The organism is Cupriavidus mimosae, from assembly GCF_023952485.1.
GTDB lineage: Bacteria > Pseudomonadota > Gammaproteobacteria > Burkholderiales > Burkholderiaceae > Cupriavidus > Cupriavidus taiwanensis_C.
The window spans coordinates 881,855-908,513 of sequence record NZ_JALHRY010000001.1 but is presented as its reverse complement, the minus strand read 5'-3'; the positions used below and the strand labels follow the sequence as shown (position 1 = coordinate 908,513).

Annotated in this window: 27 protein-coding genes and 1 pseudogene; 17 read left to right on the top strand and 11 right to left on the bottom strand. The window is 70.1% G+C overall.

Annotated features, from left to right (window positions below; genetic code table 11):
• Nucleotides 1–80: 80 nt before the first annotated feature.
• Complete coding sequence (locus tag MKD50_RS03970) at nt 81–356, top strand: hydroxyquinol 1,2-dioxygenase (RefSeq protein WP_252666464.1); 276 nt, start codon at nt 81–83, stop codon at nt 354–356.
• A 43-nt stretch (nt 357–399) separates the two neighbouring features.
• Here the strand turns inward: MKD50_RS03970 and MKD50_RS03965 are convergent, their stop codons facing one another.
• Both MKD50_RS03965 and MKD50_RS03960 read right to left on the bottom strand, forming a co-directional pair.
• The gene (locus MKD50_RS03965; RefSeq protein WP_115701132.1) at nt 400–1,287 is read right to left on the bottom strand and encodes a beta-keto acid cleavage family enzyme; all 888 of its coding nucleotides are present in this window, start codon (nt 1,285–1,287) and stop codon (nt 400–402) included.
• Nucleotides 1,284–2,261, bottom strand: coding sequence for a 3-hydroxyacyl-CoA dehydrogenase family protein (locus MKD50_RS03960; RefSeq protein WP_252666463.1), 978 nt, complete (start codon nt 2,259–2,261; stop codon nt 1,284–1,286). The genes MKD50_RS03965 and MKD50_RS03960 overlap by 4 nt, the downstream gene beginning before the upstream one ends.
• Before the next feature lie 133 nt (nt 2,262–2,394).
• Between MKD50_RS03960 and MKD50_RS03955 the strand changes: the two genes are divergently transcribed.
• Together MKD50_RS03955 and MKD50_RS03950 are read left to right on the top strand one after the other, a co-directional pair.
• A complete protein-coding gene (locus MKD50_RS03955) occupies nt 2,395–3,342 on the top strand; it encodes a LysR family transcriptional regulator (protein ID WP_240070837.1) in 948 nt (315 codons plus the stop codon).
• Nucleotides 3,339–3,536 carry a hypothetical protein gene (locus MKD50_RS03950; protein WP_252666462.1) on the top strand — a complete coding sequence of 66 codons (198 nt, stop codon included), beginning with the start codon at nt 3,339–3,341 and terminating at the stop codon, nt 3,534–3,536. The genes MKD50_RS03955 and MKD50_RS03950 overlap by 4 nt, the downstream gene beginning before the upstream one ends.
• A gap of 214 nt (nt 3,537–3,750) precedes the next feature.
• Here MKD50_RS03950 and MKD50_RS03945 read toward each other — a convergent pair whose 3' ends face one another.
• Complete coding sequence (locus MKD50_RS03945; RefSeq protein ID WP_252666461.1) at nt 3,751–3,921, bottom strand: hypothetical protein; 171 nt, start codon at nt 3,919–3,921, stop codon at nt 3,751–3,753.
• 254 nt (nt 3,922–4,175) lie between these two features.
• Between MKD50_RS03945 and MKD50_RS03940 the strand changes: the two are divergent.
• Nucleotides 4,176–5,063: pseudogene (locus tag MKD50_RS03940) on the top strand (NAD(P)-dependent oxidoreductase); the annotation flags it as partial.
• 170 nt (nt 5,064–5,233) lie between these two features.
• On the top strand, nt 5,234–5,410 hold the full coding sequence (locus MKD50_RS03935) for a glycine zipper 2TM domain-containing protein (protein ID WP_115701144.1): 177 nt from the start codon (nt 5,234–5,236) through the stop codon (nt 5,408–5,410).
• A 58-nt stretch (nt 5,411–5,468) separates the two neighbouring features.
• On the opposite strand, the gene MKD50_RS03930 is transcribed toward MKD50_RS03935, so the two are convergent.
• Together MKD50_RS03930 and MKD50_RS03925 are read right to left on the bottom strand one after the other, a co-directional pair.
• Nucleotides 5,469–6,284 carry a glycosyltransferase family 2 protein gene (locus MKD50_RS03930; protein WP_240070841.1) on the bottom strand — a complete coding sequence of 272 codons (816 nt, stop codon included), beginning with the start codon at nt 6,282–6,284 and terminating at the stop codon, nt 5,469–5,471.
• Nucleotides 6,285–6,323: 39 nt separating this feature from the next.
• Nucleotides 6,324–6,584: a phosphopantetheine-binding protein gene (locus MKD50_RS03925; protein ID WP_062802929.1), complete on the bottom strand. Its 261-nt coding sequence runs from the start codon at nt 6,582–6,584 to the stop codon at nt 6,324–6,326.
• A 311-nt stretch (nt 6,585–6,895) separates the two neighbouring features.
• Between MKD50_RS03925 and MKD50_RS03920 the strand changes: the two genes are divergently transcribed.
• The 9 genes from MKD50_RS03920 to MKD50_RS03880 all read left to right on the top strand — a co-directional run bounded on the left by MKD50_RS03920 (nt 6,896) and on the right by MKD50_RS03880 (nt 16,807).
• Complete coding sequence (locus tag MKD50_RS03920) at nt 6,896–7,579, top strand: COG4648 family protein (protein ID WP_240070842.1); 684 nt, start codon at nt 6,896–6,898, stop codon at nt 7,577–7,579.
• A 49-nt stretch (nt 7,580–7,628) separates the two neighbouring features.
• Nucleotides 7,629–9,377 carry an AMP-binding protein gene (locus MKD50_RS03915; protein ID WP_252666460.1) on the top strand — a complete coding sequence of 583 codons (1,749 nt, stop codon included), beginning with the start codon at nt 7,629–7,631 and terminating at the stop codon, nt 9,375–9,377.
• A complete protein-coding gene (locus MKD50_RS03910; RefSeq protein WP_252666459.1) occupies nt 9,371–10,345 on the top strand; it encodes a lysophospholipid acyltransferase family protein in 975 nt (324 codons plus the stop codon). Before MKD50_RS03915 ends, MKD50_RS03910 begins: the two co-directional genes overlap by 7 nt.
• A 17-nt stretch (nt 10,346–10,362) precedes the next feature.
• Nucleotides 10,363–10,989 (top strand): LolA-related protein, encoded by a 627-nt coding sequence (locus MKD50_RS03905; RefSeq protein WP_115701157.1) that lies wholly within the window; start codon nt 10,363–10,365, stop codon nt 10,987–10,989.
• Nucleotides 10,986–13,400: an MMPL family transporter gene (locus tag MKD50_RS03900; protein ID WP_252666458.1), complete on the top strand. Its 2,415-nt coding sequence runs from the start codon at nt 10,986–10,988 to the stop codon at nt 13,398–13,400. Before MKD50_RS03905 ends, MKD50_RS03900 begins: the two co-directional genes overlap by 4 nt.
• Nucleotides 13,397–14,245, top strand: coding sequence for a polysaccharide deacetylase family protein (locus MKD50_RS03895; RefSeq protein WP_252666456.1), 849 nt, complete (start codon nt 13,397–13,399; stop codon nt 14,243–14,245). The genes MKD50_RS03900 and MKD50_RS03895 overlap by 4 nt, the downstream gene beginning before the upstream one ends.
• Nucleotides 14,246–14,310: 65 nt before the next feature.
• Complete coding sequence (locus MKD50_RS03890; RefSeq protein ID WP_115701166.1) at nt 14,311–15,513, top strand: beta-ketoacyl-[acyl-carrier-protein] synthase family protein; 1,203 nt, start codon at nt 14,311–14,313, stop codon at nt 15,511–15,513.
• A gap of 9 nt (nt 15,514–15,522) precedes the next feature.
• Nucleotides 15,523–16,335, top strand: coding sequence for a beta-ketoacyl synthase chain length factor (locus tag MKD50_RS03885; RefSeq protein WP_252666454.1), 813 nt, complete (start codon nt 15,523–15,525; stop codon nt 16,333–16,335).
• Nucleotides 16,328–16,807 (top strand): ApeP family dehydratase, encoded by a 480-nt coding sequence (locus tag MKD50_RS03880; protein ID WP_252666452.1) that lies wholly within the window; start codon nt 16,328–16,330, stop codon nt 16,805–16,807. The genes MKD50_RS03885 and MKD50_RS03880 overlap by 8 nt, the downstream gene beginning before the upstream one ends.
• 24 nt (nt 16,808–16,831) lie before the next feature.
• On the opposite strand, the gene fahA is transcribed toward MKD50_RS03880, so the two are convergent.
• From fahA to MKD50_RS03865, 3 genes are all read right to left on the bottom strand, one after another.
• A complete protein-coding gene (gene fahA / locus MKD50_RS03875) occupies nt 16,832–18,094 on the bottom strand; it encodes a fumarylacetoacetase (protein WP_252666450.1) in 1,263 nt (420 codons plus the stop codon).
• Nucleotides 18,095–18,222: 128 nt separating this feature from the next.
• Nucleotides 18,223–19,542, bottom strand: coding sequence for a homogentisate 1,2-dioxygenase (gene hmgA, locus MKD50_RS03870; RefSeq protein WP_252666448.1), 1,320 nt, complete (start codon nt 19,540–19,542; stop codon nt 18,223–18,225).
• Between the two features lie 410 nt (nt 19,543–19,952).
• Nucleotides 19,953–20,336, bottom strand: coding sequence for a helix-turn-helix domain-containing protein (locus MKD50_RS03865; RefSeq protein WP_018008605.1), 384 nt, complete (start codon nt 20,334–20,336; stop codon nt 19,953–19,955).
• A gap of 338 nt (nt 20,337–20,674) precedes the next feature.
• On the opposite strand from MKD50_RS03865, the gene MKD50_RS03860 reads away from it, so the two are divergent.
• From MKD50_RS03860 to MKD50_RS03850, 3 genes are all read left to right on the top strand, one after another.
• Entirely contained in the window at nt 20,675–21,289 is a 615-nt protein-coding gene (locus tag MKD50_RS03860) for a TetR/AcrR family transcriptional regulator (RefSeq protein WP_252666446.1), read from the top strand.
• A 166-nt stretch (nt 21,290–21,455) separates the two neighbouring features.
• Nucleotides 21,456–22,472 (top strand): alpha/beta fold hydrolase, encoded by a 1,017-nt coding sequence (locus MKD50_RS03855; protein ID WP_252666444.1) that lies wholly within the window; start codon nt 21,456–21,458, stop codon nt 22,470–22,472.
• 14 nt (nt 22,473–22,486) lie between these two features.
• Nucleotides 22,487–22,819 (top strand): DUF2917 domain-containing protein, encoded by a 333-nt coding sequence (locus MKD50_RS03850; RefSeq protein ID WP_252666443.1) that lies wholly within the window; start codon nt 22,487–22,489, stop codon nt 22,817–22,819.
• A gap of 183 nt (nt 22,820–23,002) precedes the next feature.
• On the opposite strand, the gene aliA is transcribed toward MKD50_RS03850, so the two are convergent.
• The 3 genes from aliA to badI are packed head-to-tail and all read right to left on the bottom strand — an operon-like array spanning nt 23,003 to nt 26,653.
• On the bottom strand, nt 23,003–24,646 hold the full coding sequence (gene aliA, locus MKD50_RS03845) for a cyclohexanecarboxylate-CoA ligase (protein WP_252666441.1): 1,644 nt from the start codon (nt 24,644–24,646) through the stop codon (nt 23,003–23,005).
• Between the two features lie 51 nt (nt 24,647–24,697).
• Nucleotides 24,698–25,849: a cyclohexanecarboxyl-CoA dehydrogenase gene (gene aliB, locus MKD50_RS03840; RefSeq protein WP_115701188.1), complete on the bottom strand. Its 1,152-nt coding sequence runs from the start codon at nt 25,847–25,849 to the stop codon at nt 24,698–24,700.
• Between the two features lie 21 nt (nt 25,850–25,870).
• Nucleotides 25,871–26,653 (bottom strand): 2-ketocyclohexanecarboxyl-CoA hydrolase, encoded by a 783-nt coding sequence (badI, locus tag MKD50_RS03835; protein ID WP_115701191.1) that lies wholly within the window; start codon nt 26,651–26,653, stop codon nt 25,871–25,873.
• Nucleotides 26,654–26,659: the final 6 nt, after the last annotated feature.

Below are 26,659 nucleotides of genomic sequence, written 5' to 3'. Positions count from 1 at the left end.
ATGCTCGTGTGGGGGGCCGACACCTAGACTAGCCACACCGCCGCCCATTCCGGGCCGGCAACCTTACGGAGAAGCGATCCATGCATGCACTCAGGCAAGTCTTTGTCGCCACCGCCCTTATTGCCGGCGTTGCCGGCGCCGCGCAAGCCGCGCCGCGCAGCGTCGATCCGTTCAGCGATGGCGCGCACGGCATCACCAGCACGCGCAGCCCGTTCACCGACGGTGCCAACGCCGCCACCGGCACCCGCAGCAGCTTTACCGACGGCGCGCACACCGCGACCGGTGCGCGCAACCCGTTCGCCGACGGTGCCCACAACCCCAACGGCCCGCGCGACAGCTTCAGCGACGGCGCCTGATAGCCCCTGACGGCTCATTGAAGCGCCGCGCGGCGCGCCTTCGTCAGCGCACCTCGCCGTAGATGCGGCGCGCATCGGCCGCGTCCGCGATCGGCCGGCCCAGCGTCAGCCCGCCCTGCACCGCCTGCGCCACCAGCGCATGGTTGCCGGGCGCACGGCTGCCGTCGCGCAACAGCAGGTTGTTCTCGAAGCCCACCCGCACATGGCCGCCGAACGCGGCGGCCGCGGTCACGCAGGCATTCTCCTCGCGACCGAACGCGCAGATCGCCCACGGCAGCGCATCGCCGCCCTCGGCCGCGGCCTCCAGGAACGGCAGCAGGTCGTGCGGCGACGACACCTGTCCCGCCGCGTAGCGTCCCAGCACATACAGCACCGACCACGCGCCCGGCGGCACCATGCCGCGCGCGCGCATTTGCTGCCAGCGGCGCACGTCGGCCGCGTCATACAGGATCACCTGCGTCATCACGCGTTCGCGCGCCAGCCAGGCGAAGAACGCCGCCAGCTCGCTGTCCGCGACCTCTGGCACCGCCACTTCGCGCAGGCCGACCGAGACCGCTTCGGGGCGCAGCGCGCGCACCATCGCCATCTGCTCGGCGGCCTGGTACACGCCGGCGGCCTCGCTGGTCACCTGCACCAGCAGCGCGTCGCCGACCGCCTGCCTGACCGCCGCCAGCGCGTCGCGGTAGGTCTGCACGTCGAGCGAATGGCGGCCGTCGGCATCGCGCACGTGCATATGCATCATGGCGGCGCCGGCATCGAGGCAGGCACGCGCTTCCGCCGCCAGCGCCGCCGCGGTCAACGGCACCGCGGGATGGTCGCTGGCGCGCTTGTAGGCGCCGTTGGGCGCCACGGTGACGATCAGCGGCGATTCGGCCAGTGCGGCGCGCTGCGGGACAGGCCGGGTGCCGGCTTGGGATGGGGTATCGGTCATGGCTGGATCTCGGGCAGTTCGGGAGCGATCAGCGCCAGGCCGGCGCGCAGCAGTTGGTCATAGCGCGCGCGCTCGGCGGCAATGGTTTCGGGCGTCCATGCGTAAAAACCTTCGCCGCGCTTCATGCCGTGGCGGCCGTCGGCGGCGCGCTCGGACAGGCAGCGCGCGGGATGGTCGTCGTTGCAGAAGGTCGGGTACATGGTGGCGCCGGCGGCTGCATGCACGTCGATGCCGGCGTGGTCGCGCTGCAGCACCGGTCCCGCCGCCAGGAAGCGAAAGCCGAAGCCGAAGCGCACCGCCGCGTCGACGTCCTCGGGCGAGGCAATGCCGCGGTCGATCAGGCTGAAGGCCTCGCGCGACAGCGCATGCTGCAGCCGGTTGGCGAGGAAGCCAGGCAGGTCCTTGCGCACCTTCACCGGGACCATGCCGCAGCGGCGCATGAAGGCGGCCAGCACGTCGGCATGGCGCTCGTCGCTGGCCTCTCCCATCACCACCTCGACCAGCGGCACCAGGTGCGCCGGCATGAAGAAGTGCAGGCCGAGCATGCGTTCGCGCGTGTCCAGGCCGGCGCCGATCGCGCTGATCGGGAAGCTGGAGCTGTTGCTGGCCAGCAGCGTGTGCGGGCGCGCGCGCGCCACCAGCTCGGCAAACAGCGCCTGCTTCAGCGCCAGGTCCTCGGGAATGCATTCGATCACCAGGTCGACCGAGGCCCAGTCCACGACGTCGGGCGTGGCCGCCACCGCGAGGCGTTCCGCGCCCGCTTCACGGCCGATTGCGACGAGGTTGGTGCGCACGCGCGCGGGCAGCGCGCCGGCACGCCCGGCATCGGGTTCGACAATGGTGGTGCGGCACATCGCGCGGGTCAGCACCACGGCGACATCGGCGCCCATGGTGCCGCCGCCCACCACCACGGCATGGGTGGCGCCCGGCCGGCTCAGGATGGATGGCGTTGCGGCGGGGGTAGCGTTCGGCATGTTTTCTCCTGGCATCCCGCCAGTGTAGAGAACCCGCTTTGATTGAAGAAGTCGATTCTCTGGATAAAATGATCACCAAATCAGATCAATCGACTTGAGGTCCGGCCACGGATGCCGCCGGACCGCCGCTCCCATGAACATCAACCTGTCGATGCGCGACATCGAGACCACGCTGGTACTGGGCCGCACCCTGAACTTCCGCCAGGCCGCCAGCCAGCTGCACCTGTCGCAATCCGCCCTGTCGACGCAGATCCTGCGCATCGAGGAAGCGCTGGGCGTGCGCCTGTTCGACCGCACCACCCGCACCGTGCGCCTGACCGCGGCGGGCCAGGTCTTCATGCAGCAGGCTGCGCTGCTGCAGGCGGCGTTCCGCGGCGCCATCGACGCCGTGACCGGCATCGCCAGCGCCGAGCGCGGCCAGGTGGCGGTGGCCGCGCTGCCGTCGCTGGCGGCGCGGGTGCTGCCGCGGGTGCTGATGGCCTACCACCAGGCTCGTCCCGAGGTCGCGCTGAAGGTGTTCGACACCCTGTCCGGGCCGGCCTTCGACCTGGTGCGCGCCGGCGATGTGGATTTCGCGCTGACCGCCGCCAACCCGCAGCAGGCGGACTTGCAGTACGAGCCGCTGCTGTCGGACCGCTTCGTGCTGCTGATCCCGTCGGCGCACCCGCTGGCGCGCAGCCCGGGCCCGCTGCGCTGGGCCGATACCGCTGCCGCGCCGCATGTGTCGATGACTCATCCCAGCAGCGTGCGCCAGTATGCGGAATGGGCCTTCCTGCAGAACCGCATCCGCTTCCAGCCGGTGTTCGAGGCAGAACGCCTGGCTACCATCGCGGCCATGGTTGAATGCGGCTTCGGCGTGGCCGCGCTGCCCGAGATCGCCGCCGGCACGGTGCGCCAGCCCGGCATTGTCGAGCGGCTGCTGACCGCGCCGGTGACCGAGCGCTCGATCGGCCTGGTCACGGCGCGCAACCGCAGCCTGTCGCCGGCGGCGGCCGAACTGGCGGCGGCCGTGCGCGCGCGGCTGGCAAGCCCGCCGCTGCAGGATGCGGCGCCGGCGGCGGCGCCGGAGACCGGCGCATGAGCATCATCGTCGATATCCTGATCCTCGGCGTGCTGCTGGCCATCGTCGCCGTGGTGCAGGTGGCCGCGGCACGGCTGGTGCTGCCCGGCCATCGGCATCGCCATCGGCGCCGGATATCGCCGCTGCCGAAGGACTGGCCGACATGCGCGGCAAGTTTGGCGCCTATACCGTGGGACTGGAGCGACGCCTGCTAATGCTGTTCGCGCTGCGCAAGGGCCGGCTGTCGCTGGAAGCGATGCGCGAGGAGGCGGTGATTCCAAGGAAGCGTTCAACCAGATCGCCCAGGTGATCCAGCACGCGTGGAACGCCAGCCTGGTGCGCCCGCCGCTGCGCGACGTGACGGAAGCTGCGGCCGGGCCCGGCATGGCCCCGGGACCGCAGCCGCAAGGCGGGGTGCCAGGCGTGGCGTCAGGAGGGATCTTTGGTGCGAGTACGCGAGACGGCCGCCATGATGCCGATGCCGAGCACGATCAGACAGGCAATGCCGATATAGACCGGCGCCAGTCCGGCCGTTGACAGGCCCCAGGCGATGCCGCCCACCAGGACCAGCAGGCCGATGATATATAGCGCGAATGACATGAGTCGGCTCCTTCGGGTGTGCAACCTGTGTTCAATGTAGGCAGCGTGCGCGGCGCAAGGGATAGGACAAGGGCGGATGCTGGCGTAGGCGGGTTCTGACCCGCTAGTGACTTGTCAGGATCCTCGCCGACCCCACGGGCTGTCATGCCACGGTGCCGGCGGTTCTGTATCTGTCCGCGGCGCCACCCGGCCCGTATACTCGCGGGACCGGCGCAGTCGCGCCGCACCGATTCCAGACATCAAACAAGCAACGGAGCAGCAGCATGCGTGTCGCATTCCTCGGACTGGGCGTCATGGGTTTCCATATGGCCGGCCACCTGGCCGCCAAGGGCCACGAGGTCACGGTCTATAACCGCACCGCCGCCAGGGCCCAGGCCTGGGTCGAGCGCTTCGGCGGCAAAGCCGCCGCCACCCCCGCGCAGGCGGTGCGCGACGCGCAGGTAGTCTGCTCCTGCGTCGGCAACGACGACGACCTGCGTGCGGTGCTGACCGGACGCGACGGCGCCTTCTTCGGCGCGCCCAACGGTTGCATCTTTGTCGACCACACCACCGCCAGCGCCAACGTCGCGCGCGAGCTGTACGCGGCGGCCGGCGAGCGCGGCCTGCACTTTGTCGATGGCCCGGTCTCGGGCGGCGAAGTCGGCGCGGAAAAAGGCATCCTCACCATCATGTGCGGCGGCGACGCCGACGCCTTTGCGCGCGCCGAGCCGGTCATCGGCGCCTACGCGCGCGCCGTCACCCGCATCGGCGAATCCGGCGCGGGGCAGCTGGCCAAGATGGTCAACCAGATCAGCATCGCCGGCCTGATCCAGGGCTTGTCCGAGGCCATCGCCTTCGGCGAGCGCGCGGGCCTGGACATGCGCCTGGTGCTGGACGTGATCAGCAAGGGCGCAGCCGGTTCCTGGCAGCTCGAGAACCGCGGCCCCACCATGATCGACAACCGGTTCGACTTCGGCTTCGCGGTGGACTGGATGCGCAAGGACCTTGGCCTGTGTCTGGACGAAGCCCGCCGCAACGGCGCGGGCCTGCCGGTCACGGCGCTGGTGGACCAGTTCTACGCCGACCTGCAGCAGATGGGCTGTGGCCGGGCCGACACCTCGTCGCTGATCAAGCGGCTGCGCCAGCACAGCGGCCAGGGCTGAGGCCACGGGCGCGCCACCCTGCCGTCGTCCATTTCCTACAGACCAATCGGCGCCCCACGGAAGGGCCGCGCCGCATCACACGCCTAAAGTGGACGCATGAGGGCCGCGGCCGCTGCGATGTCTTCCCGAGACGTCGTGCGGCGGGCCCGGCCACGAGGCAGGAGACCATCATGTGGAAACTCGCAGGCGCGCTTCTGGTAGGCGCAAGCATGGCGCTGGCCGGCTGTACGGCGGCGGGCGCGGTCGCCGGCGGTGTCGCCGGCCATGAACTGACCGACGGCAGCGCCGCCGGCACCGTCGGCGGCGCCGTGGTGGGTGGTGTGATCGGCCACGAACTGGGCAAGTGACGAGCCGCTACAGCGTCATCGCATCCAGGCCGCCGCGTGCGGCCTGTTTTTGTTTGCGCTAGCGGTGGCTTGATGGCCGCTGCAGGCGCCGCCACAGCAGCACGGGCAACCGCCCCACGAAACCGGCCAGCAGCCGCAGGTGCATGCCGGTCAGCAGCAGGTTGTCGCGCAGGTAGCGGAAGTGGGAGACGCCGCCCTCGCGCCGGCCGAAGTAACGCACCGGCGCGTCGAGGTTGACAGGACGCACGCCGCGCCAGCACAAGCGCACCGCCACCTCCGGGTCGAAATCGAAACGCCGCATCCAGCGGCTGCCCTGCATCACCGCACGCAGGGGCGCGATCGGGTAGACGCGAAAGCCGAACAGCGAATCGCCGATGCCGGCCCACAGCGTCTCCACGTCGACCCAGAAATTGGACATGCGCCGCCAGTAGACCCGCTCGCGCGGGGCGCTGGCGTCGAAGCGCGGTCGGCCCAGCACCATCGCACCGGGGTCGTGCTGCGACGCCGCCATGAACTCCGGGATCAGGTGGGCCGGATGCTGGCCGTCGGAATCCATCACCAGCACATGCGTATAGCCTGCCGCCGCGGCCCGTTCGATGCCGTGCAGCACCGCGGCGCCCTTGCCCTGGTTGCTCGGCAGCACCAGCACCCGCAGCCCGGGGTCGGCGGCGGCCTGCGCCTGAAGCCACTGCGTGCTGCCGTCGGTGCTACCGTCGACCACTACCCATACCGGGGTCCAGGCCACGCGCGCGCCGCGCAGCACCTCGTGCAGGCGCTCGCCGGGGTTATAGCTGGGGATCAGCACCAGGTGGGTCGCCGAAGGCTCGGCGCCGCCTTCCACCAGCGCCGGTGCGGGCGTGGCTTGCTGCGGCATGTCGTGGTCCTGTCCGGGCTAAAGGAAACGGTGGCTGGGCTAGCGCGTGCGGTGTTGCGCCAGGTAGGCGGCCAGGCTGCCCAGGGAGGTGAAGATGGTCTTGTTGTCGGGATTGTCCGAGCGCAGCTCGACGCCGTACTTGCGCGATACCAGCAGGGCGATCTCGAGAATATCGATCGAATCCAGCCCGAAGCCTTCTCCGTAGAGCGGGGTGGCGGCGGTGATGTCCTCCAGCCGCAGTTCGGCGATGTCGAGTTCGTCGAGGATCAGGCGGGCAAGTTCGGTTTCGAGTTCGGTCATGTTGCTAGATGGCTGGAACGCCGCTGCGCCACCCGTGCCGGGCAAGTCGATCCCGGTGCGGGCGTCGGGCACCCGAATGCTATCAAACGGGGCATTGCCGGGCCAGTCGAGAGAAGTTTAGTAACAACATCAACGACCTATTGGGGAATCATGATCGCGTCCGGAGGGTCTTTTGGGGTATAAAGCGTTCGCTTCGCGTGCCACTTGGCGCCTTTCCCGGCGCACCGCACCCCAAGCGCCTTACGCAACACACCAAGCTCCCACAGATGCCTTCGAGCCAGCCCGTCCACCGCCGTTCCCTGACCGCCGCCATGCCTGCGCCGGACGCCGCCGCCCCATCGTGGCGGCGCCATGCGTGGATCGGCGCGGTGGCGGCCTTCGTGGCCTATGAATCGGCCCTGCATCGCGCGGCGCACCAGCCCGGTGCCGAGGTAGCCGCCCTGTGGCTCGGCGCGGCGCCGTTCCTGCTGATCGGCTTCGTGGCCTGCCGCCGGCTGGCCGGGCGCGTGCCCGCCCTGCTGGCGCTGCTCGCCGCGTGTGCGGCGCTGTGGCTGTGGCGCGCGCCGCTGGCCGGCCATTTCGGCTGGACTTACTACCTGCAGCATGCGGGCGCCAATACCGCGCTGGGCGCGATGTTCGCCTTAAGCCTGCGCCGCGGCCGCACCCCGCTCTGCACCCAGATCGCCACCGCCATCCACGGCACGCTGTCCGCCGCGCACGTGCGCTACACGGTGCGCGTGACCCAGGCCTGGACGCTGTTCTTCGCCGCGATGGTGGGCGTGTCGACGCTGCTGTTCGTGCTTGCGCCGGTGGCGGCCTGGTCCAGCTTCGCCAACCTGGCCACGCCGCTGCTGATCGCGTTGATGTTCGCGGGCGAGGCCCTGTACCGCCGCATTGCCTTTCCGGACATGCGCCACCGCGGCCTGCTCGATGCCGTGCACGGCTACCGCGCGCTGATGACGGCCCGTGCGGCCCGGCCCGGGTTGCCGCGCTGAGGCGCCGCCATCCGGCCCCGGCCCCGCGCAAAAGGCACAGGCTCCGTCCATGACCTCACTCCCCATCGTTGCCCACGCTACGCCCGACGACATCATCGCCTGGGTGCACGGACGACCCGTCACCGTGCGGCAGTTCCTCGCCGATGCGGCCCGCCTGGCAGCGGCCCTGCCTACCGGTACCCGTGGCGGCCACGTCTTCAACGCCTGCACCGACCGCTACCGCTTTACCGTCGGCCTGTGCGCGGCGCTGCTGGCGGGCAAGCCCACGCTGCTGCCGCCGTCGCACACGCCCGAGACGGTGCGCCAGCTGCTGGCCTTCGCGCCCGACGCCTTCTGCCTGCATGACCAGCCCGACGCGGCCTTCGACATGCCGGCGCTGCACTACCACGATGGCCTGGCCGCCACCGCCGCCGACGGTCCCTTCGAGATCCCGCAGATCCCGTCCGCGCAGGTCATGGCCTACGTATTCACGTCCGGATCGACCGGCACGCCGGTGCCGCATCGCAAGACCTGGGGCGCCATGGCTGGCAGCGCGCGCGCCGCGGCGCAACGGCTCGGCCTGCTCGACGGGCGCGCGTGGACGCTGGCCGGCACGGTGCCGCCGCAGCATATGTTCGGCCTTGAAGCCACCGTGATGCTGGTGCTGCAGGGCCGCGCGGCGCTGGTGGCCGCGCCGGCGTTCTATCCGGCCGACGTCAGCGCGGCACTGGCCGCGGTGCCGGCGCCGCGCGCCCTGGTCAGCTCGCCGGTGCACCTGCGCACGCTGGTGCAATCCGGCCAGGCGATGCCGGCAGCCGACCTGGTGCTGTGCGCCACCGCGCCGCTTGGCCGCCAGCTGGCCGCCGAGACCGAGGCGCTGTTTGCCGCGCCGCTGTGCGAGATCTACGGCAGCACCGAGACCGGACAACTGGCCACCCGCCGCACCGCGCAGGAAGACACGTGGACGTTGGTGCCGGGGGTGCGGCTGCAAGCCCGCCCCAACGCCGCCGGCGACCCCGGCACAGCCGGCGACGATACCGAGACCTGGGCCGAGGGCGGCCATATCGAGCAGCCGGTGCCGCTGGGCGACGCCATCGCCCCGCTGGATGCGCAGCGCTTCCTGCTGCATGGGCGCAAGGCCGACCTGCTCAACATCGCCGGCAAGCGGACTTCGCTGGGCTACCTGAATTACCAGCTCACCGCCATTGACGGGGTGCGCGACGGCGCGTTCTTCATGCCCGCCGACGCGCATGAAGGCGACACGCACGGGCACGTGGTGCGGCTGGTGGCCGTGGTGGTGGCGCCGGGCGTGGCGCCGGCGCGGTTGCAGCAGGCGCTGCGCGAACGGATCGACCCGGCCTTCATGCCGCGCCCGCTGTACTTTGCCGAGCGCCTGCCGCGCAATGCCGCCGGCAAGCTGCCGCGCGAGGCGCTGGCCGCGCTGGTGGCAACCCTGTCCGGCGCGCAGGACCGCGCTGCCGCGTTGCCACCGGGCTTTGTCATCGACCCCGCCCACCCTGCCATGGCTGGCCATTTCCCGGGCCATCCGATCGTTCCTGGCGTGGTGCTGCTGGACCATGCCGTGCTGGCGCTCGGCACTGCGCTGGGCCGCCCGCTTGCCGTCGCGCAGGCGAGCCTGCTGAAGTTCCTGAGCCCGGTGCGCCCGGGCGAGCGCGTGGAGGTGCTGCACCAGTCCGAGGCGGCAGCCGATGGCGCCGAGACCATCCGCTTCACGCTGCGCAGCGCCGGGCGCGATGTCGCCAGCGGCACGCTGCAGCTACGCGGCGTCGCGGCGCAAGCGGAGGCACGGTCATGCTGAGCTGGCTGTGGCGGCGCCAGGCGCCGCTGGACACGGAATGGTCCCGCCGCGAAGAGCGCGGCAGCATTACGCTGCTGCGCGTCATGACGTGGATCTCGCTGGCGCTGGGCCGGCCCGCCGGGCGCGTGGTGCTGCGTGCGATTGCCGCCTACTTCATGCTGTTCGCGCCGGCGGCGCGCCATGCCTCGCGCGCGTACCTGGACCGCGTGCTCGGACGCCAGGCCCGCTGGAGCGACGGCTACCGGCATGTGTTCACCTTCGCCTCGACCATCCACGACCGCATCTACCTGCTCAACGGCCGCTTCGACCTGTTCGACATCCGCCTGCATGGCGAGCACCTGCTGGAAGCCGCGATGGCGCGCGGGCGCGGCGCCATCCTGCTGGGCGCGCACCTGGGCAGTTTCGAGGTGGTGCGCGCGCTGGGTCGGCGCCATCCGGACATGGAGGTCGCGATCACCATGTACGAAGAGAACGCGCACAAGCTCAACGACGTGCTGCAGTCGATCAATCCGGCGATGCGCCAGGACGTGATCGCGCTGGGCCGCTTCGACACCATGCTGCGCGTGCGCGACTACCTGGACCGGGGCTATATGATCGGCATGCTGGCCGACCGCACGCTGTCGCAGCGCGCCACCGACCCGGTGCAGCAATGCAGTTTCCTCGGCGCGCCGACCGGCTTTCCCACCGGCCCGCTGCGCATGGCGGCCATGCTGCGGCGGCCGGTGTTCTTCATCACCGGCCTGTATCGCGGTGGCAACCGCTACGATGTCCATTTCGTGCCGCTGGCGGATTTCACCGAGACCGCGCGCGGCCAGCGCGAAACGGCGGTGCAGGCGGCGCTGGCGGACTATGTGAGGCTGCTGGAGCGGTTCAGCCGCAGCGCCCCGTACAACTGGTTCAACTTCTATGATTTCTGGCACGCCGGCCCGCCGCTGTCCGAGCAGCCGCCGCCGGGGAACGAGCCCTAACCCGTGAGCCGCCTCTGATGAGCTTCTCCGCGCGCCCTGTCCGCTATCTGTCGTCGACCCTGCTGGCGAGCGCCCTGCTTGCGCTGGCGCCGCTGACGGCCACGGCCGCACCCGCTGCGCCGGCGGCCACCGCCGCGTTCGGCGTCGACCAGCTGATGTCCACGCTGGCGCAGCGCAAGTCCGGGCGCGTGCTGTTTACCGAGACCAAATACCTGGCGCTGCTCGACAAGCCGGTGCAGTCCTCGGGCGAACTGCGCTTCACCGCACCCGACCACCTGGAGAAGCGCACGCTTTCGCCCAAGGCGGAGAACCTGGTGCTGGACGGCGACATGCTGACGGTCGAGCGCGACGGCAAGCGCTACACCATGCCGCTGCAGAACTACCCCGAAATCGCCGCCTTTATCGAGAGCATCCGCGCCACGCTGGCTGGCAACCGCGATGCGCTGGAGCGCTACTACAAGCTCGGTGTCGAGGGCCGTGCCAGCCGCTGGACCCTGACGCTGACGCCGGCGGACTCGCGCATGGCCGCGGCCGTAAGCCAGGTGCGCATCGACGGCCGGCAGGATGCACTGGACCAGGTCGAGATCCGGCAGGCCGACGGTGACCGCTCGGTGATGAAGATCCGGCCGGCCGCGAGCCGATGAGCGCGGCACCGCGCCGCCTGGCGCTGGGGCTGTGGATGCTGGCACTGCTGGCCTGCGCCGCGGTCGTCAGCCGCACCAGCTTCACCGCCGACCTGTCCGCCTTCCTGCCGCGGCTGCCCAGCGCCGAACAGCAGTTGCTGGTGAACCAGCTGCGCGACGGGCTGGTATCGCGCCTGATCCTGGTCGGCATCGAAGGCGGCGATGCCGATGGCCGCGCCAGGGTCTCGCGCGCGATGGCGGCGCAACTGCGCGGCGACCCGCGCTTTGCCTCGGTGCAGAACGGCGAGCCGGTCAACCAGGCGGCGGACCGCGAATACGTGTTCGCGCACCGTTACCTGCTCAGCCCGGAGGTTACGCCGGAGCGGTTCAGCGAACACGGGCTGGCCCAGGCGGTGAATGATTCGTTCGCGCTGCTGGCCTCCTCGGCCGGGCTCTTCACCAAGTCGTTGCTGCCGCGCGATCCGACCGGCGAGGTTGCGGCGATGCTGGCGCAGCTCGATGCCGGCCAGCGCGTGCCGATGCATGCGGGCGCGTGGGCCTCGCGCGACGGCAAGCGCGCGCTGCTGCTGGCGCAGACCGCCGGTGCGGGCTCGGACACCGATGCGCAGGCAGAGGCCATGGCGGCCATGCAGCAAGCCTTTGCCAGCGCCGCCGCGAACGGCCCCTACCAGTTGGTGATGACGGGCCCGGGCGTGTTCTCGGTCAAGGCGCGCGACACCATCCGCCACGACGTCGAGCGGCTCTCGACCATCGGGCTCGCCATCATCGTCACGCTGCTGCTGGCGGTGTACCGTTCGGTGCCGCTGCTGGTGCTTGGGCTGGTGCCAGTGCTCAGCGGCGCGCTGGCGGGCATCGCCGCGGTCAGCCTGGGTTTTGGCGGTGCGGTGCATGGCCTGACGCTGGGCTTTGGCACCACGCTGATCGGCGAGGCCGTCGACTATTCGATCTACCTGTTCGTGCAGTCCGCGCAGTACACAAGCAATGGCCGGCGCGACGAACGCGCCTGGCTGGGCGGCTTCTGGCCGACGGTGCGGCTGGGAGTGCTGACGTCGGTGTGCGGCTTTGCATCGCTGCTGCTGTCGGGCTTCCCGGGGCTGGCGCAGCTGGGCCTGTATTCGATCGCGGGGCTCGCCACCGCCGCGCTGGTCACGCGCTTCGTGCTGCCACAGCTGGTGCCGGCCACGCTGCAGCTGCGCGACGTCGCACCGCTCGGCCGCAAGCTGCAATGGCTGACGCAGCGCGCGCCCCGGCTGCGCTGGCTGGTGCTGCTGCTGGTAGTGGGCGCCTGCGTAGTGCTGGTCCAGCATCGCGGCACGCTGTGGGGCCGGGAACTGCAGGCGCTGAGCCCGGTATCGGCGAGCGACCAGGCGCTGGATACCTCGCTGCGTGAAAACCTCGGCGCACCGGATGTGCGCTTCCTGGTGGTGGTATCGGGCCCGGACCAGGAATCCGTGCTGCAGGGCGCGGAGCGCGTCGCGCATGAGCTGGAACCGCTGGTGGCGCAGAACTTTATCGGCGGCTACGAGAGCCCGGCGCGCTACCTGCCCAGCGCCGCCACCCAGCGCGAGCGCCAGGCCAGTTTGCCGCCCCCCGATGTGCTGGCGCAGCGGCTGCAGTCCGCGATCGCCGCGCAGCCGGTACGCGCATCGGTGTTCGCGCCGTTCCTGGCGCAGGCCGAAGCAGCCCGCACCGGACCCCTGCTGCAGCGCGAGAGCCTGCGCGGCACCTCGATGGCGCTGGCGGTCGACGCGCTGCTGGTGCAACGCAACGGCCGCTGGAGCGCGACGCTGCCGCTGCGCGCGCCGGTGCATGCGCCGAGCCCTGTCAGCGCGGCCGACGGCGTCGACAGCGCCGCGGTGCGCGCGGCGATCCAGCGGGCCGACGTGGCCGATACGCTGTTCGTCGATCTGAAGGGCGAATCGGACCGGCTCTATGCCGGCTACCTGCGCGAGGCCCTGCTGCTGTCGCTGGCCGGACTGCTGGCGATCATCGCCCTGCTGGCGCTGGCGCTGCGCTCGCCGCGCCGGGTGCTGGCGACGGTACTGCCGCTGGCCGCCGCCGCGGTGGTGGTGCTGGGCGGCCTGGCGGCGCTGGGCCAGCCGCTGACGCTGCTGCACCTGGTGGGCCTGCTGCTGCTGGCCGCGGTCGGCTCCAACTACGCACTATTCTTTAATGGCCCGGCGGCAGACGGCCAGGCGGCAGGCGCTTCGCCGCACACGCTGGTGTCGCTGCTGCTGGCCAACCTGACCACGGTCGCCGCATTCGGCCTGCTGTCGCTGTCGAGCCTGCCGCTGCTGCAGGCCTTCGGCCTGACGGTCGGCCCCGGCGCCGTGCTGGCGCTGTGGTTTGCGGCCATCCTCGCGCCCGCGGCCTCGTCCGCGGCAGCGGGGAAGGCCGGGAGTGCAACATGAAGCCGCTATCCGCACCGGGCGTTGCCTTGCCCGAGGGTTCTCCCAGCCGCCCCTGGCGGCCCACCCCGCTGCTATATGGCGCTGCCGCGGTGCATGTGGGCGCCGTCGGCGCGCTGCTCGCCTACCCTCAGGGCGTGGGCTGGGCCGTGGCCGGCGTCGGCGCGACCCATGCGGCGATGTGCGCGGCTGGCCTGTGGCCGCGCAGCACCTGGCTCGGCCCCAACCTGCTGCGCCTGCCGCCATCGGCGGAAGGTTGCGTGGCGCTGACCTTCGACGACGGCCCCAACCCCGACCTGACGCCGCAAGTGCTAGACCTGCTCGACCAGCACGGCGCCAGCGCGACGTTTTTCTGCATCGGCGAGCGCGCCGCGGCGCATCCCGAACTGGTGCGCGAGATCGTGCGCCGTGGGCACGCCGTGGAAAACCACAGCATGTACCACCGGCTGCACTTCTCCACCTTCGGCCCCGGCCGCATGCAGCGCGACATTGCCGCCGCGCAGCTGCTGCTGACGGAGATCACCGGCCAGGCGCCGCGCTTCTTCCGCGCCCCGGCGGGCCTGCGCAATCCCTTCCTGGAGCCGGTGCTGTGCCGGCTCGGGCTGCAACTGGCGGCCTGGACCCGGCGCGGCTTCGATACCCTCAGCGGCAACAACGCCGCGCGCGTGGCGCGGCGCCTGGCCGGCAGGCTGGCCGGGCGCGACATCCTGCTGCTGCACGATGGAAATCCCGGCCTGGACCCTGCCGGCCATCCCCATTGCACCACCGTGCTGCCGGGCCTGCTGGACGCGATCGAACGGGCCGGGTTGCGCTGCGTGACGCTGCGCGCCGCCGTGCCGCCGGGCTGAGCCGCCGCGGCTTGTTACAATTGGCGCTGCCTTCAGAGATTCCTTCCATTCGCCTCACCGAAGCTGTGTCCCCGCTCCTGTTCTCGCATTTCACGGCCACCAGCTGCCTCGGCGCCGGCCTCGACGCCACGCTCGCGGCGCTGCGCGCGCAGCGCGGCGGGCTGGCGCCGTGCCGCTTCGGCGACGTTGCCCTCGATACCTATGTCGGCGAAGTTGCCGGCCTGGACGCCGTCACGCTGCCGGCCGCGCTGGCCGAATTCGACTGCCGCAACAACCGGCTGGCGCAGCTGGCGCTGGAGCAGGACGACTTTGCCGCACGCGTGCGCGAGGCGGCGGCGCGCTACGGCGCCCACCGTATCGGTGTCTTTCTCGGCACCAGCACGGCAGGCGTGCTGCAGACGGAACTGGGCTACCGCCAGCGCGATCCGGCCAGCGGTGCGCTGCCGCCGGACTTCCACTACGGCGGCACGCACAACCCCTACTCGCTGCCGGCTTTCCTGCGGCAGCAGCTGGGCCTGGCCGGGCCCGCGGCGGCGGTTTCGTCGGCGTGCTCGTCCGGAGCCAAGGTGTTCAGCTCGGCGCGGCGCATGCTCGAGGCCGGGCTGATCGACGCGGCCGTGGTCGGTGGCGTGGATTCGCTGTGCCACACCACGCTGTACGGCTTCAATGCGCTGGAGCTGTTGTCGCGCCAGCCGTGCCGGCCCTACGACGTGGCGCGCAACGGCATCTCGATCGGCGAGGGCGCGGTGTTCGGCCTGCTCGAGCGCGTGACCGGCACGGTGGCGGACGATGCCATCCTGCTGGCAGGCATCGGCGAATCGAGCGACGCCCACCATATGTCGACGCCACACCCCGAAGGGCTCGGCGCGCGCATGGCAATGGCGCAGGCGCTGGCCGGCGCAGGCATCGCGCCCGCGCAGGTCGGCTACGTCAACCTGCACGGCACCGCCACGCGCAGCAATGACGCCGCCGAAGCGCTGGCCATGGCCGCGGTGCTGCCCGGCACGCCGTGCAGCTCGACCAAGGGCGCCACCGGCCATGCGCTTGGCGCGGCCGGCGCGCTCGAGGCCGTGATCTGCGCGCTGGCGCTGCGCCACGGCCTGGTGCCGGCCGGCATCAACACCACGCAGCCAGACCCCGCGCTCGATGTGAACTACCAGCTCGCCAACCAGGACACGCCCTTGCGCTTCGCGATGAGCAATGCGTTCGGTTTCGGTGGATCCAACTGCAGCCTGCTGTTCGCCCGTGCGGACGCGGTTGCTCACTGAGCCAGCGCCATGCCGCAGCCCATCTATATCGAAAGCATCGGCCTGCTCGGCCCCGGCCTGAGCGGCTGGCAGCAGTCCAGTGCCGTGCTCGCCGGGCGCGCGCCCTACGCGCACGCGCCCACCGAGCTGCCGCCGCCCGCCGGCCTGCCCCCGGCTGAGCGCCGCCGCACCGGACCCACCGTCCGGCTGGCGCTGGGCATCGGCCAGCAGGCAGTGGCGGCCAGCGGCTGCGATGCCGCGCAGCTGCCGACGATCTTTACCTCGTCCAGCAGCGATGGCCACAACTTCCACGCCATCTGTGAAGCGCTGGCGCAGCCCGAGCCGCTGATGTCGCCCACGCGCTTCCACAACTCCGTGCACAACGCGACCGCCGGCTACTGGTCGATCGCCGCCGGCGCGATGCGCGCCTCCAACGTGCTGTGCGCGATGGACGGCAGCTTTGGCGCGGGGCTGCTGGAAGGCGTGCTGCAGGCCAGCGCCGACGCCGAGCCCTGTCTGCTGATCGCCTATGACACCGGCTATCCGGAGCCGCTGCACAGCTGCCGGCCGATTCCCGATCCGTTTGGGGTGGCCCTGCTGCTCACGCCGCAACCGAGCCCGCACTCGCTGGCGCGCATGGCGGTGGGGCTGACACAGGCGCCGGCCACCACGATGCCGGACACCGCGCTGGAAGCGCTGCGCCAGTCGGCCCCGGCCGCGCGCGTGCTGCCTCTGCTGGCCGCCATCGCCCGCGGCGAGACCGGCACGGTGGTGCTGGATTATCTGGACACGCTGCGGATCGAAGCCGACGTCATCAGCCTCGGCAGCCAGGCCGATGCCTGAAGCGATCAGGGACCGCGCCTGGATCGCGGCGCGCATACCGCACCAGGGCAGCATGTGCCTGCTCGACGGCGTGGTGGCGTGGGACGCGGCATCGATCCGCTGCACGGCAACCAGCCACACGCACGCGGAGAACCCGCTGCGCGCGCAGGACCGGCTGGCAGCGGTATGCGGGATCGAATATGCCGCGCAGGCCATGGCCGTGCACGGCGCCTTGCTGGCCGAGGCCGGGCAGGCAGGCGGCGCGCAGCAGCGCCCGCGCACGGGCTATCTCGCCAGCGTGCGCAAGCTGGTGCTGCAGGTGGAACGGCTCGACGATATCCCGGCGCCGCTGGAAGTCGCGGCGGAGCGCATCAGCGGCGAAGGCGCCACCGTGCTCTACGCCTTTGTCGTCAGCGCCGCGGGACGTACGCTGCTGTCGGGCCGCGCGGCGGTCATCCTTGATGCCGCCGCGCTTGGCGCTGACGCAGGCTGAAGCCTGCCGGCCAGCGCCCTCGCTTCAGCGCGCCGGCAGGATCTTGCCCGACACCGTACCGAAGCCGACGCGATAGCCGTCGCCCTGGCAATAGCCGGTCATGATCACGTCGTCGCCGTCCTGCAGGAAGCTGCGCTGGCTGCCATCCGCCAGCGTCAGCGGCTCGGCGCCGTTGCGGGTCAGCTCGAGCAGGCTGCCGTAAGAGTCCGGCGTGGTGCCGCTGATCGTGCCCGAGCCCATCAGGTCGCCCACGCGCACGTTGCAGCCCGACACCGTGTGGTGCGCCAGCTGCTGCGCCATGGTCCAGTACATCGCCTTGAAGTTGGTGCGGCAGATGGTGCTGGGGACCGCCGCGCCCGCGGGCTGCAGCGCGACTTCCAGCGCGATGTCGTAGGCGTTCTTGCCCTGTTGCTGCAGGTACGGCAGCGGCTCGGGCGATTGCGCGGGATTGTCGCGGCGGAACGGCTCGAGCGCTTCCATGGTGACCACCCACGGCGAGATTGAGGTACCGAAGCCCTTGCTGTTGAACGGCCCCAGCGGCACGTATTCCCATTGCTGGATATCGCGCGCGCTCCAGTCGTTGAGCAGCACCATGCCGAACATATGCGCCGGCGCGTCAGCGGTGCTGACGGGCTCGCCCAGGGCCGAGGGCTTGCCGACGATAAAGCCCATCTCCAGCTCGAAATCCAGCTTGCGGCAGGCGCTGAAAACCGGGCGCGCCTCGTTCGGCAGCTTGATCTGGCCATTGGGGCGATGCAGCGGCGTGCCGCTCACCACCACCGAGCTGGCGCGGCCGTTGTAGCCGATCGGGATTTCCAGCCAGTTCGGCAGCAGCGCATTGTCCGGGTCGCGGAACATGCGGCCGACGTTGGTGGCGTGCTCCTTCGACGAATAGAAATCCGTGTAGCCCGGGATCTCGACCGGCAGGTGCAGGGTCGCGGCCGACATCGGCACCAGCGCCCGGTCGCGCAAGGCGGCGTTGTCGCGCAACGCGGCGTCCGCGCCGGACAGCAGCGCCGTCAGGCGCCGGCGCGTTTCATTCCAGACCGGCTGGCCCAGCGCGATGAAGCGATTGAGACTGTCCGCGGCAAAGGTGCCCCGGGCCGCTTCAGGCAGCAGGCCCGCCTGGTCCAGCGCGGCGAGGTCCAGGACCTGGTCGCCGATGGCGACGCCAACTCGGGGCGCCTGGCCTTGGGTGGAAAACACGCTGTAAGGCAGGTTTTGCAACGAAAAATGGGTGTCGCCGTCGTTGGCGCTGTCGATCCAGCTGGTGTGGGGGGCGGTCATCGGGTGCTCCGGAAATTCTGGCGGCACGGGCGGCGTGCCTGCGGTTGTCTTGGGTGGTGGGCGTCTGCCTTCCCCCTCTCCGGCAAGCAGGCGCGGAGAAAAACGGCGGGATGGCAGGCGCTGCCGATTTAGCGGACGTTCGGGTTGAAATGCTTCTTCAGCCCCTGCCAGCAGGTGTAGTACTCCTGCTGCAGCGACGCCGACTGCGCCGCGTACGGCGTCGGGCGGATCACGCCCGGTGTTTCGAACATGAATGCCATGGTGTTTTCGATGTGGTGCGGCGTCGAGGTGTCGGCGACGCTGGCCTTCTCGAAGGTTTCCGCATCGGGGCCGTGGCCGCTCATGCAGTTGTGCAGGCTGGCGCCGCCGGGCGCGAAGCCTTCGGCCTTGGCGTCATAGACGCCGGAAATCAGGCCCATGAACTCGCTGGCGATATTGCGGTGGAACCAGGGCGGGCGGAACGAGTCCTGCATGGCCAGCCAGCGCGGGCCGAAGATGACGAAGTCGATGGTATCGACGCCCGGCGTATCCGACGGCGACTGCAGCACCAGGAAGATCGACGGATCCGGATGGTCGTAGCTGATCGAGCCAATGGTGTTGAAGCGGCGCAGGTCGTACTTGTACGGCGCGTAGTTGCCGTGCCAGGCCACCACGTCGAGCGGCGAGTGACCGATGTCGGCGCGCCACAGGTTGCCCTGGAACTTGGCCACCAGCTCGAAGCTGCCCTCACGGTCTTCATAGCTGGCCGCCGGTGAGAGAAAGTCGCGCGGGTTGGCCAGGCCATTCGAGCCGATCACGCCCAGGTCGGGCAGCCGGAACAGCGCGCCGTAGTTCTCGCAGATATAGCCGCGCGCCTCGGCGTCGGGCAGCTCCACGCGGAAACGCACGCCGCGCGGGATCACCACGATCTCGTGCGGCTCGACTTCCAGGCGACCCAGTTCGGTCACCATCAGCAGCCGGCCCTGCTGCGGCACGATCAGCATCTCGCCGTCGGCGTTGTAGAAAAAACGGTCCTGCATCGAGCGGTTGGCCAGGTACAGGTGGATGCCGCAGCCGGTCATCGCCTCCGGTCCGCCATTGCCGGCCATGGTGACGATGCCATCGACAAAATCGGTCGGCACGGACGGCATCGCCGGCGGGCTCCAGCGCATCTGGTTCGGCGACGGCGGCACCTGGTCGAAGCGGCTCAGGAAACGCGACTGTTCGATCAGCGTGAACGGCTTGTGCATTGCCGCCGGGCGAATGCGGTACAGCCACGAGCGGCGGTTGTGCGCGCGCGGCGCCGTGAACGCCGTGCCCGACAACTGCTCGGCATACAGGCCATAGGGCGCGCGCTGGGGCGAGTTCTGGCCCACCGGCAGCGCGCCGGGCAGTGCCTCGGTGGCGAATTCATTGGCGAAGCCGGACATATAGCCGTGCTCGACAAGCTGGGTATGCGTGAGGTCCATGGTGGGTCTTGCGTCTCCGGGGTGGGTCCATCAGCGCAGCGCTGGCCGCACGGCGCTTTAATTACGTATTGTGCAATGAATTTACCATATCGTAATCATCGAAACCGGGCGTGTCAAACCGCGGACGTGCGCGGGCAGCATGCGGCGCTCTTGCAGTTGTAGGCGGCGAATCGGGAAATGGGGAGGACGCCGCTGGGGGTGCCAGAAGCGGAAGAAGACAGTAAAGCTTGAAAGCGCCGGCTCAGGCAGTCAGGCCTGCGGCGTCATGGCTGTCCGTTGCCAGAAACGGCTCTCGGGACAAAAGCGGCTCGGCGCGCGCCGGAGGGCACGCGCCGCTTGCGGAGGGTGGCCTGGAGGCCCGCCGCCGGACCGACCCGCACAAGCATGCGGCCGGCCAGGCAGAAGGCGGATCAGACCGGTTTGTGGCCCTCGCCGGTACCGGGGCCGAAACCGCCGCCGGAGGCCGGTGTCGCGGCCGGTGCCGGCGCGCTGCCAGCGGGCTGGCCGGCCATCGAGGCAGCGGTCACGCCGCCGTTGCGGCTGGCAATGAAAGCGTTGACGTCAGCGGCAAGGTGCTGCGGCGCCAGCACCACTTCGAGGCCCAGCGCCTCGCAGGCCGCCAGGAAGGTCGACATGCGGGGGTCGGCCTGGCCTGATTCTGCCCGGAGGTAAGCCTCCCGGGAAATGCCCGCCTTGCGGGCAACGTCCTCCTGCTTGAGCTTGCGCGCGCGGCGCAGCGCCCGCAGTTGCCGGAACGGTTCGCTAGCGCCTCTCGGCACGGCTGTACTGTTCATGTCGGTCTCCAGTCACCAGTGAAAAAAAGTGCGCGGACGTGCATTCGAGTATAGAGCACGCAAAGCGTTCCGTATGTAACCGCCGAAACACTTTGTGCAGATTTATTGCTGGCCCGTCATCTTGCGCCGGCATCTACCGGAAGGCGTCCATCCAAGCGTTGGACAGAGCACAACGCCTTCCCGACGCCTTGACAGTAACGGGCCCTCGGAATTTGCGTTGACGTCACATGCATAGCTGTATGACGTTATGGCCTCCCCAGCACAACAACGCAAGTCGGGGCAACTACCATGCATCCGGTTTCGTTGACAAGCCGACCGGTCGTGCTATTCTTCGCTGCATGCAGAAAGGACACCTCACCCGCAAAGCCATCATCGAGCAGGCGCTGGACGCCGCCGCCAAGGTCGGCTTCGAGCAGTTGTCGCTGGCCACGCTGGCGGCCGATACCAATATGTCCAAGAGCGGCCTTTACGCGCACTTCAAGTCCAAGGAGATGCTGCAGCAGGCGGTGCTGGACCTGGCGGTGGAGCGATTCGGCGACATCGTGATCCGGCCGGCAATGCGCCAGCCGCGCGGCATGCCGAGGCTGCAGGCGCTGTTCGAAGGCTACCTGGAATGGCTGGGCGGCACGGTGACGCAGGGACGGTGCCTGTTTACGGCACTGGGGCAGGAATATCGCGACCGGCCCGGCTCGATCCGCGACTTGGTGGTGCAGTCGCTGAAGGACTGGCACAGCACCGTCGCGCGGGTGGTGGGGGACGCCATCGAAGAAGGCCAGTTTGGGCCGCACGTCGACCCGCGCCAGTTCGCCTTCGAGCTGTCCGGCATCGGCATGGCCTTCCAGCAGTCGTTCAAGCTGCTGGGGCGGCAGGATGCGGAAGCGATGGCACGGCACGCCTTTGCGGCCCTGGTCGCGCGCGCCTCGGCAGGCGCGCCTCATCCCGCGCGGACATGACATCGGCGCCGGCGCTATCCCGCCGGCGGGCAGCAAACCGCTCCGGCGGGCTTTTTTTCTATCAAAAAAAGCACGACTGGTCGGTCTTATAGAAAGCGCGAGACGCCTCCGGCCCGCCCGGTTCCGATGACGCCGCGCAATCCAGAATCCATTGGAGGTCCAGGTCGTGACGCAAGCAGTCTCTTCTCCTTCCCCGGTTTCCCCTTCTCCCGCCGTGGCGGCGGCAGCATTGCGCACCACCGATGCCACGCCTCCGGTCAGCCGCGACGGTACCTTGCAACGTGCCCTGATGGGCCTGCAACGCTTGCGCTGGCAAGCCGGCAGCGTGCTAATGCCTGCGGCGACGGCACGCCGGCTCGAGCGCATCTGGTTCTGCCCGCCGCGGGGCGCCGCCACCTCCGCTGCCCGGCATGCGCTGGACTGTGCGCGCGCCGACTGGGCCCTGGTGACCGGCCATGGGCCCAGCCGGCGCGTGCGGGTCTACCGCTGGGGCAGCGCCGGTCCGGCGGTGCTGCTCGCCCATGGGTGGGGCGGCCATGCGGGCCAGTGGCATGCGGTGATCGATGGCCTGCTGGCGGCGGGCATGCGGGTCGTCGCCTTCGATGCGCTGTCGCATGGCGCCTCCGATGCCGGCGCACGCGGCGCAGCGCAGACTTCGGTACTGGAGATGTCGCGCTCGCTGCTGGCGGCCGCGTGGCATGCCGGCCCCGTCCACGCCGTGGTGGCGCATTCCCTCGGCGGCGCGGCGGCGGCGCTGGCGCTGCGCGAAGGCCTGCCCGCACGCGCCGCGGTGCTGCTGGGCGCGCCCGCCGACATGCGCGCGGCATGCGCCGCGCTGGCGTGGCAACTGGGCGTGGCGCCGGCGGTTCTGGCCCGCATGCAGCGCCACAGCGAACGCTGGCTGGGCATGCCATGGTCCGCCTTCAACGTGCCGGACCTGGGCCGCGACCGCCCGGTGCCACCGACTCTGGTAATCCATGACCGCGACGACAAGGAGGTGCGCTGGGAAGACGGCGCGGCCATCGCCGGCGCCTGGCCTGGCGCGCGGCTGGAGACCACCACCGGCCTTGGCCATCGCCGCATCCTGCGCGATGCCGCGGTGATCCAGCGCATTGCCGGATTCATCCGGCCGCCGTCCGGGCCGCGTCAGCTACCGGTATCCGCCGGCCTGGCCGTAGCCTGAACCAGGAGACCATCATGTACCTGGCAAGCAACGATATGACCGCCACCCTGCCCGCCCGCAGTTCACTGCGGCTGGTCGCCGGGCCCGGCGAACGGGTGGCGGTGCGCTGCACCGCCGGCGAGCTGTGGCTGATCCGCGATGGCGATCCGAAGGACACGGCGTTGACGGCAAGCGAGTGCTTTACCTTGTCCCACGCCGGCCATGTCGAGCTGTATGCGATCACCGCCGCCTCTCTGCATGTCACCCGCTGCAAGGCAGCGCCGGAGCCAGCTCGCGACGCATGGCGACAGCGGCTATGGCGCTGGCTGGGCCCACGCAGCCACGGCTACACCGGCGCCGGCCACTGACCCGAGCCACTGCCTCCATCCGCCTCCGACCGCCGCGTCTGCCGTCCGCCGGCAAACCCCTGCCCGCTTGCCGCGCCTGAGCGTTGGCGGACGGGTACGGTTCATGGCGGTTAATTGCGTAATTGCCGTTGGCAAAACGTCGGTGAGCTTGCGCCCGCGTGCCGGCTACCGGCTGGCGCAGCGTCAGCCCGCATCGCCCAGCAGCATCTCGCGCAGCCGGAACTTCTGGATCTTGCCGGCTGGCGTGGCCGGCAGTGCGTCCCGCACCACCAGTTTCTCGGGGATGTATTGCAGTGCCATCTTTTGCTGTTTGAGCCAGTCGACCATGCCCGCCAGGTCGATGGACTGCCCCGCCCGCGGCACGACGAAGGCGCATGCACGCTCGCCGAGGCGGGCATCGGGATAGGCCACGATCGCCACCTGCGCCACCGCGGGATGCCGGTAGAGCAGGGTCTCGACTTCCAGCACGGGGATGTTTTCGCCGCCACGGATGATCACGTCCTTGCTGCGGCCGGCGATGCGCAGGTAACCGTCCGCGTCCAGCCGGGCCAGGTCACCGGTGTCGAACCAGCCATCGCCATCGGTGCCGTTCAGTTGCGGGCGCTTCAGGTAGCCGCCGAAGTTGGAGCAGGCGCGCACCAGCAGCCGGCCGGTCGCGCCCGCCGGCACGTCCGCGTCGGTGCCGTCGACCACGCGGATCGCCACGCCGGGCAACGGGCGGCCATCGGTGGTCGACGCGCGCTCGTCGCTGTCCTCGGGCAGCGTGGTGGTGACCGCGCCGTTCTCGGTCATGCCCCATGCGGACACGATCTGCGCGCCCAGCGCCTGCCGTGCCTGCTCGACCAGCGTGCCCGGGATCGGCGCGCCCGCGCACAGGAAGATCCGCAAGCTCGGCACCGGCACGCCGGCCTCGGCCACCACGCGCGCCAGGTCGGTCAGGAACGGCGTGGAACCCATGGTAAAGGTCACGCCCTCTTCGCGGATCAGCGCCGCCGCGCGCGTCGGATCCCAGATGTCCTGCAGCACCGCATGCGCGCCCAGCATCACCGGCATCATCAGGCCGTACATGAAGCCGGTCTGGTGCGCCATCGGCGACGCCATCAGTACCACGTCGTCGCCGGTGAGATGCAGCCGGCCGGCATAGGCGACGATGTTGGAGAACAGCGTGTTCGCGGTATGCATCACGCCCTTGGGCTCGCCGGTGGTGCCGGAGGTGTAGATCAGCTGCGTGACGTCGTCCGGACCAGGGCGGCCGCGCTGCAGGATGGTGGCGGCATCGGGGGCGTCTTCCCAGGACGGGCCGCTCAGCAAGGCCTCGAAGCTGTCCTCGCCATCGCCATCGACCACGACGATATGGTGCAGCGCGGGCAGCGCATCGCGCAAAGGCCTCAGCATGTGCGCATGATCGAAGCCGCGGAACAGCTTCGGCACCACCACCACCTTGCTTTGCGCGTGCGCCAGCATGAACGACAGCTCGCGCTCGCGGAAAATCGGCATCACCGGGTTGAGCACCGCGCCCAGGCGCGCGCAGGCCAGGTACAGCACGCTCAGGTGCCAGCCGTTGGGCAGCTGGCATGAGACCACATCGCCAGACACGATGCCGAGGCGGGAAAGGCCCACCGCCACGCGGTCGGCCATGCGCGCCAGCTCCTGCCAGGTGAAGCGCATCACGTATTGACGATCGATGCTGAGCGCGGTCAGCGCGGGGGCGTCGGGCCGGTCACGTACGCACTCGGCAAGATAGTCGTTGATGGTACGGTCCTGCCAGTGCCCGGCGGCAATGCTGGCGGCACGGCGCGGCGCGATCAGTACGGCGTCGAAATCCATGGCGGTCTCCTCGTTGTTGTGTGCTGCCAGTCGCTGCGTCAGGCGCGCGTGTCAGGCGGGTACCGCTTCGCGCCCCGCCCGCGTGCGCGCGATGATGGTCTTCATGATCTGCGCGGTGCCGTCGCCGATCTGGAAGCCGAGCACGTCGCGCAGGCGCTGCTCCATCGCGCCGCGGTCATAGCCCCCGTGGCCGAACGACAGCAGGCACTGGTGCACCACGTCGTACGCCAGCTTGGGCGCCCACCACTTGCACATCGCCGCTTCGGCGGTATGCGGCAGCCCGCGGTCCTTCAGCCACAGCGTCTGCAGGCACAGCAGGCGCGCGCCCTGCACCTGGGTCTCGAAGTCGGCCAGCGGGTGCGACACGCCCTGGAATGCCGACAGCGGCTTGCCGAAAGCCTGGCGCCCGGCCACGTAGTCCCAGGTCTCGTCCAGCGCCACCTGCGCCACGGCCAGCACCTGCAGGCCAATCAGCGCGCGCGAGAAATCGAAGCCCTGCATCACCTGCACGAAGCCCTCGCCTTCCTTGCCGAGCAGATGGCTGGCCGGCACGCGCACGTTCTCGAAGAAGATCGAACCGCGCCCGATGGCGCGCTGGCCATGGCAGTCGAAACGGTTGCGCGTGATGCCCGGAAGGTCCATCGGCACCAGCAGCGCCGACACGCCGCGCGCGCCCGCCGCGACCGGGCCGCTGCGCGCGAACACCACCGCGGCATCGGCCTGGTCGGCAGCGGAGATCGAGGTCTTCTCGCCGTTGAGCACATAGTGGTCGCCATCGCGCTCCATGCGCAGGCGCAGGCTGGCCGCGTCCGAACCGCCGCGCGGCTCGGTCAGCGCGATCGCCAGCAGCGCCTCGCCGCGTGTCAGGCGCTGCAGCCAGGGGCCGGCGATCTCCGGCCGCGCGTGGTGCGCCAGGATCTGCCCGTTCAGCGAGGCCAGCAGGTTGATGTACGACAGGCTCAGGTCGGCGCGCGCCACCGCTTCGTGGATCACGCCGGCCGCGAGCGAGCCCAGGCCCTGCCCGCCATACTGTTCCGGCAGCTCGGGCGCGATAAAGCCCATCTCGCCCATCTCGCGCATCAGCGCGCGGTCGAGCACGCGGGTGCGGTCGCGCTCCAGGTAGCCGGGCGCGACGCGGGCGTCGGCAAAGCGGCGGGCATGCCCGGCCAGCGCCGACAGGTCTTCGTCAAGGTAGGGATTCATGGCTGTCTCCGCTGGCTCCGTTCACTTCGCGTACTTGCGGAAGTCCGGCTTGCGCTTTTCCTGGAAGGCGCGCACGCCCTCGCGCGATTCCTCGGTGTCGTAGTAGAGCTTGAGCGCATACATGCCCATGCCGGCAATGCCGCCCTGGTGCGCCGTATCCATATTGAAAGAGCGCTTGGCGATGGCGAGCGCGGTCGGGCTCTTTTCCAGGATCTCGTCGCACCACTTCTGCACTTCGGCGTCGAGCTGCTCGTGCGGCACCACGGCATTGACCAGCCCCATCGCCAGCGCTTCGGCGGCGGGATAGCGGCGGCACAGGTACCAGATCTCGCGCGCCTTCTTCTCGCCGACCACGCGTGCGAGGAACGCAGTGCCATAGCCGGGATCGACCGAGCCGACACGCGGGCCGACCTGCCCGAACACGGCCTTGTCCGAGGCGATGGTGAAATCGCAGATCGTGCACAGCACGTTGCCGCCGCCGATGGCATAGCCCTGCACGCGCGCGATCACGGGCTTGGGCACGTCGCGGATGGCGTTGTGCAGCTCTTCCATCGGCAGGCCGATGGTGCCGCGGCCGTCGTACTGGCCTTCGTGCGCGGACTGGTCGCCGCCGGTGCAGAAGGCCTTGTCGCCCGCGCCGGCCAGCACGATGGCGCCGATCTCGCGGTCATAACCGGCGCGGTTGATGGCGTGGATCAGTTCGTCGCAGGTGCGGCCGCGGAAGGCGTTCATCTTTTCCGGGCGGTTGATGATGATCCAGGCCGCGCCGTTGCGCACTTCATAGCGAATGTCTTCGTATTGCATGGTGAT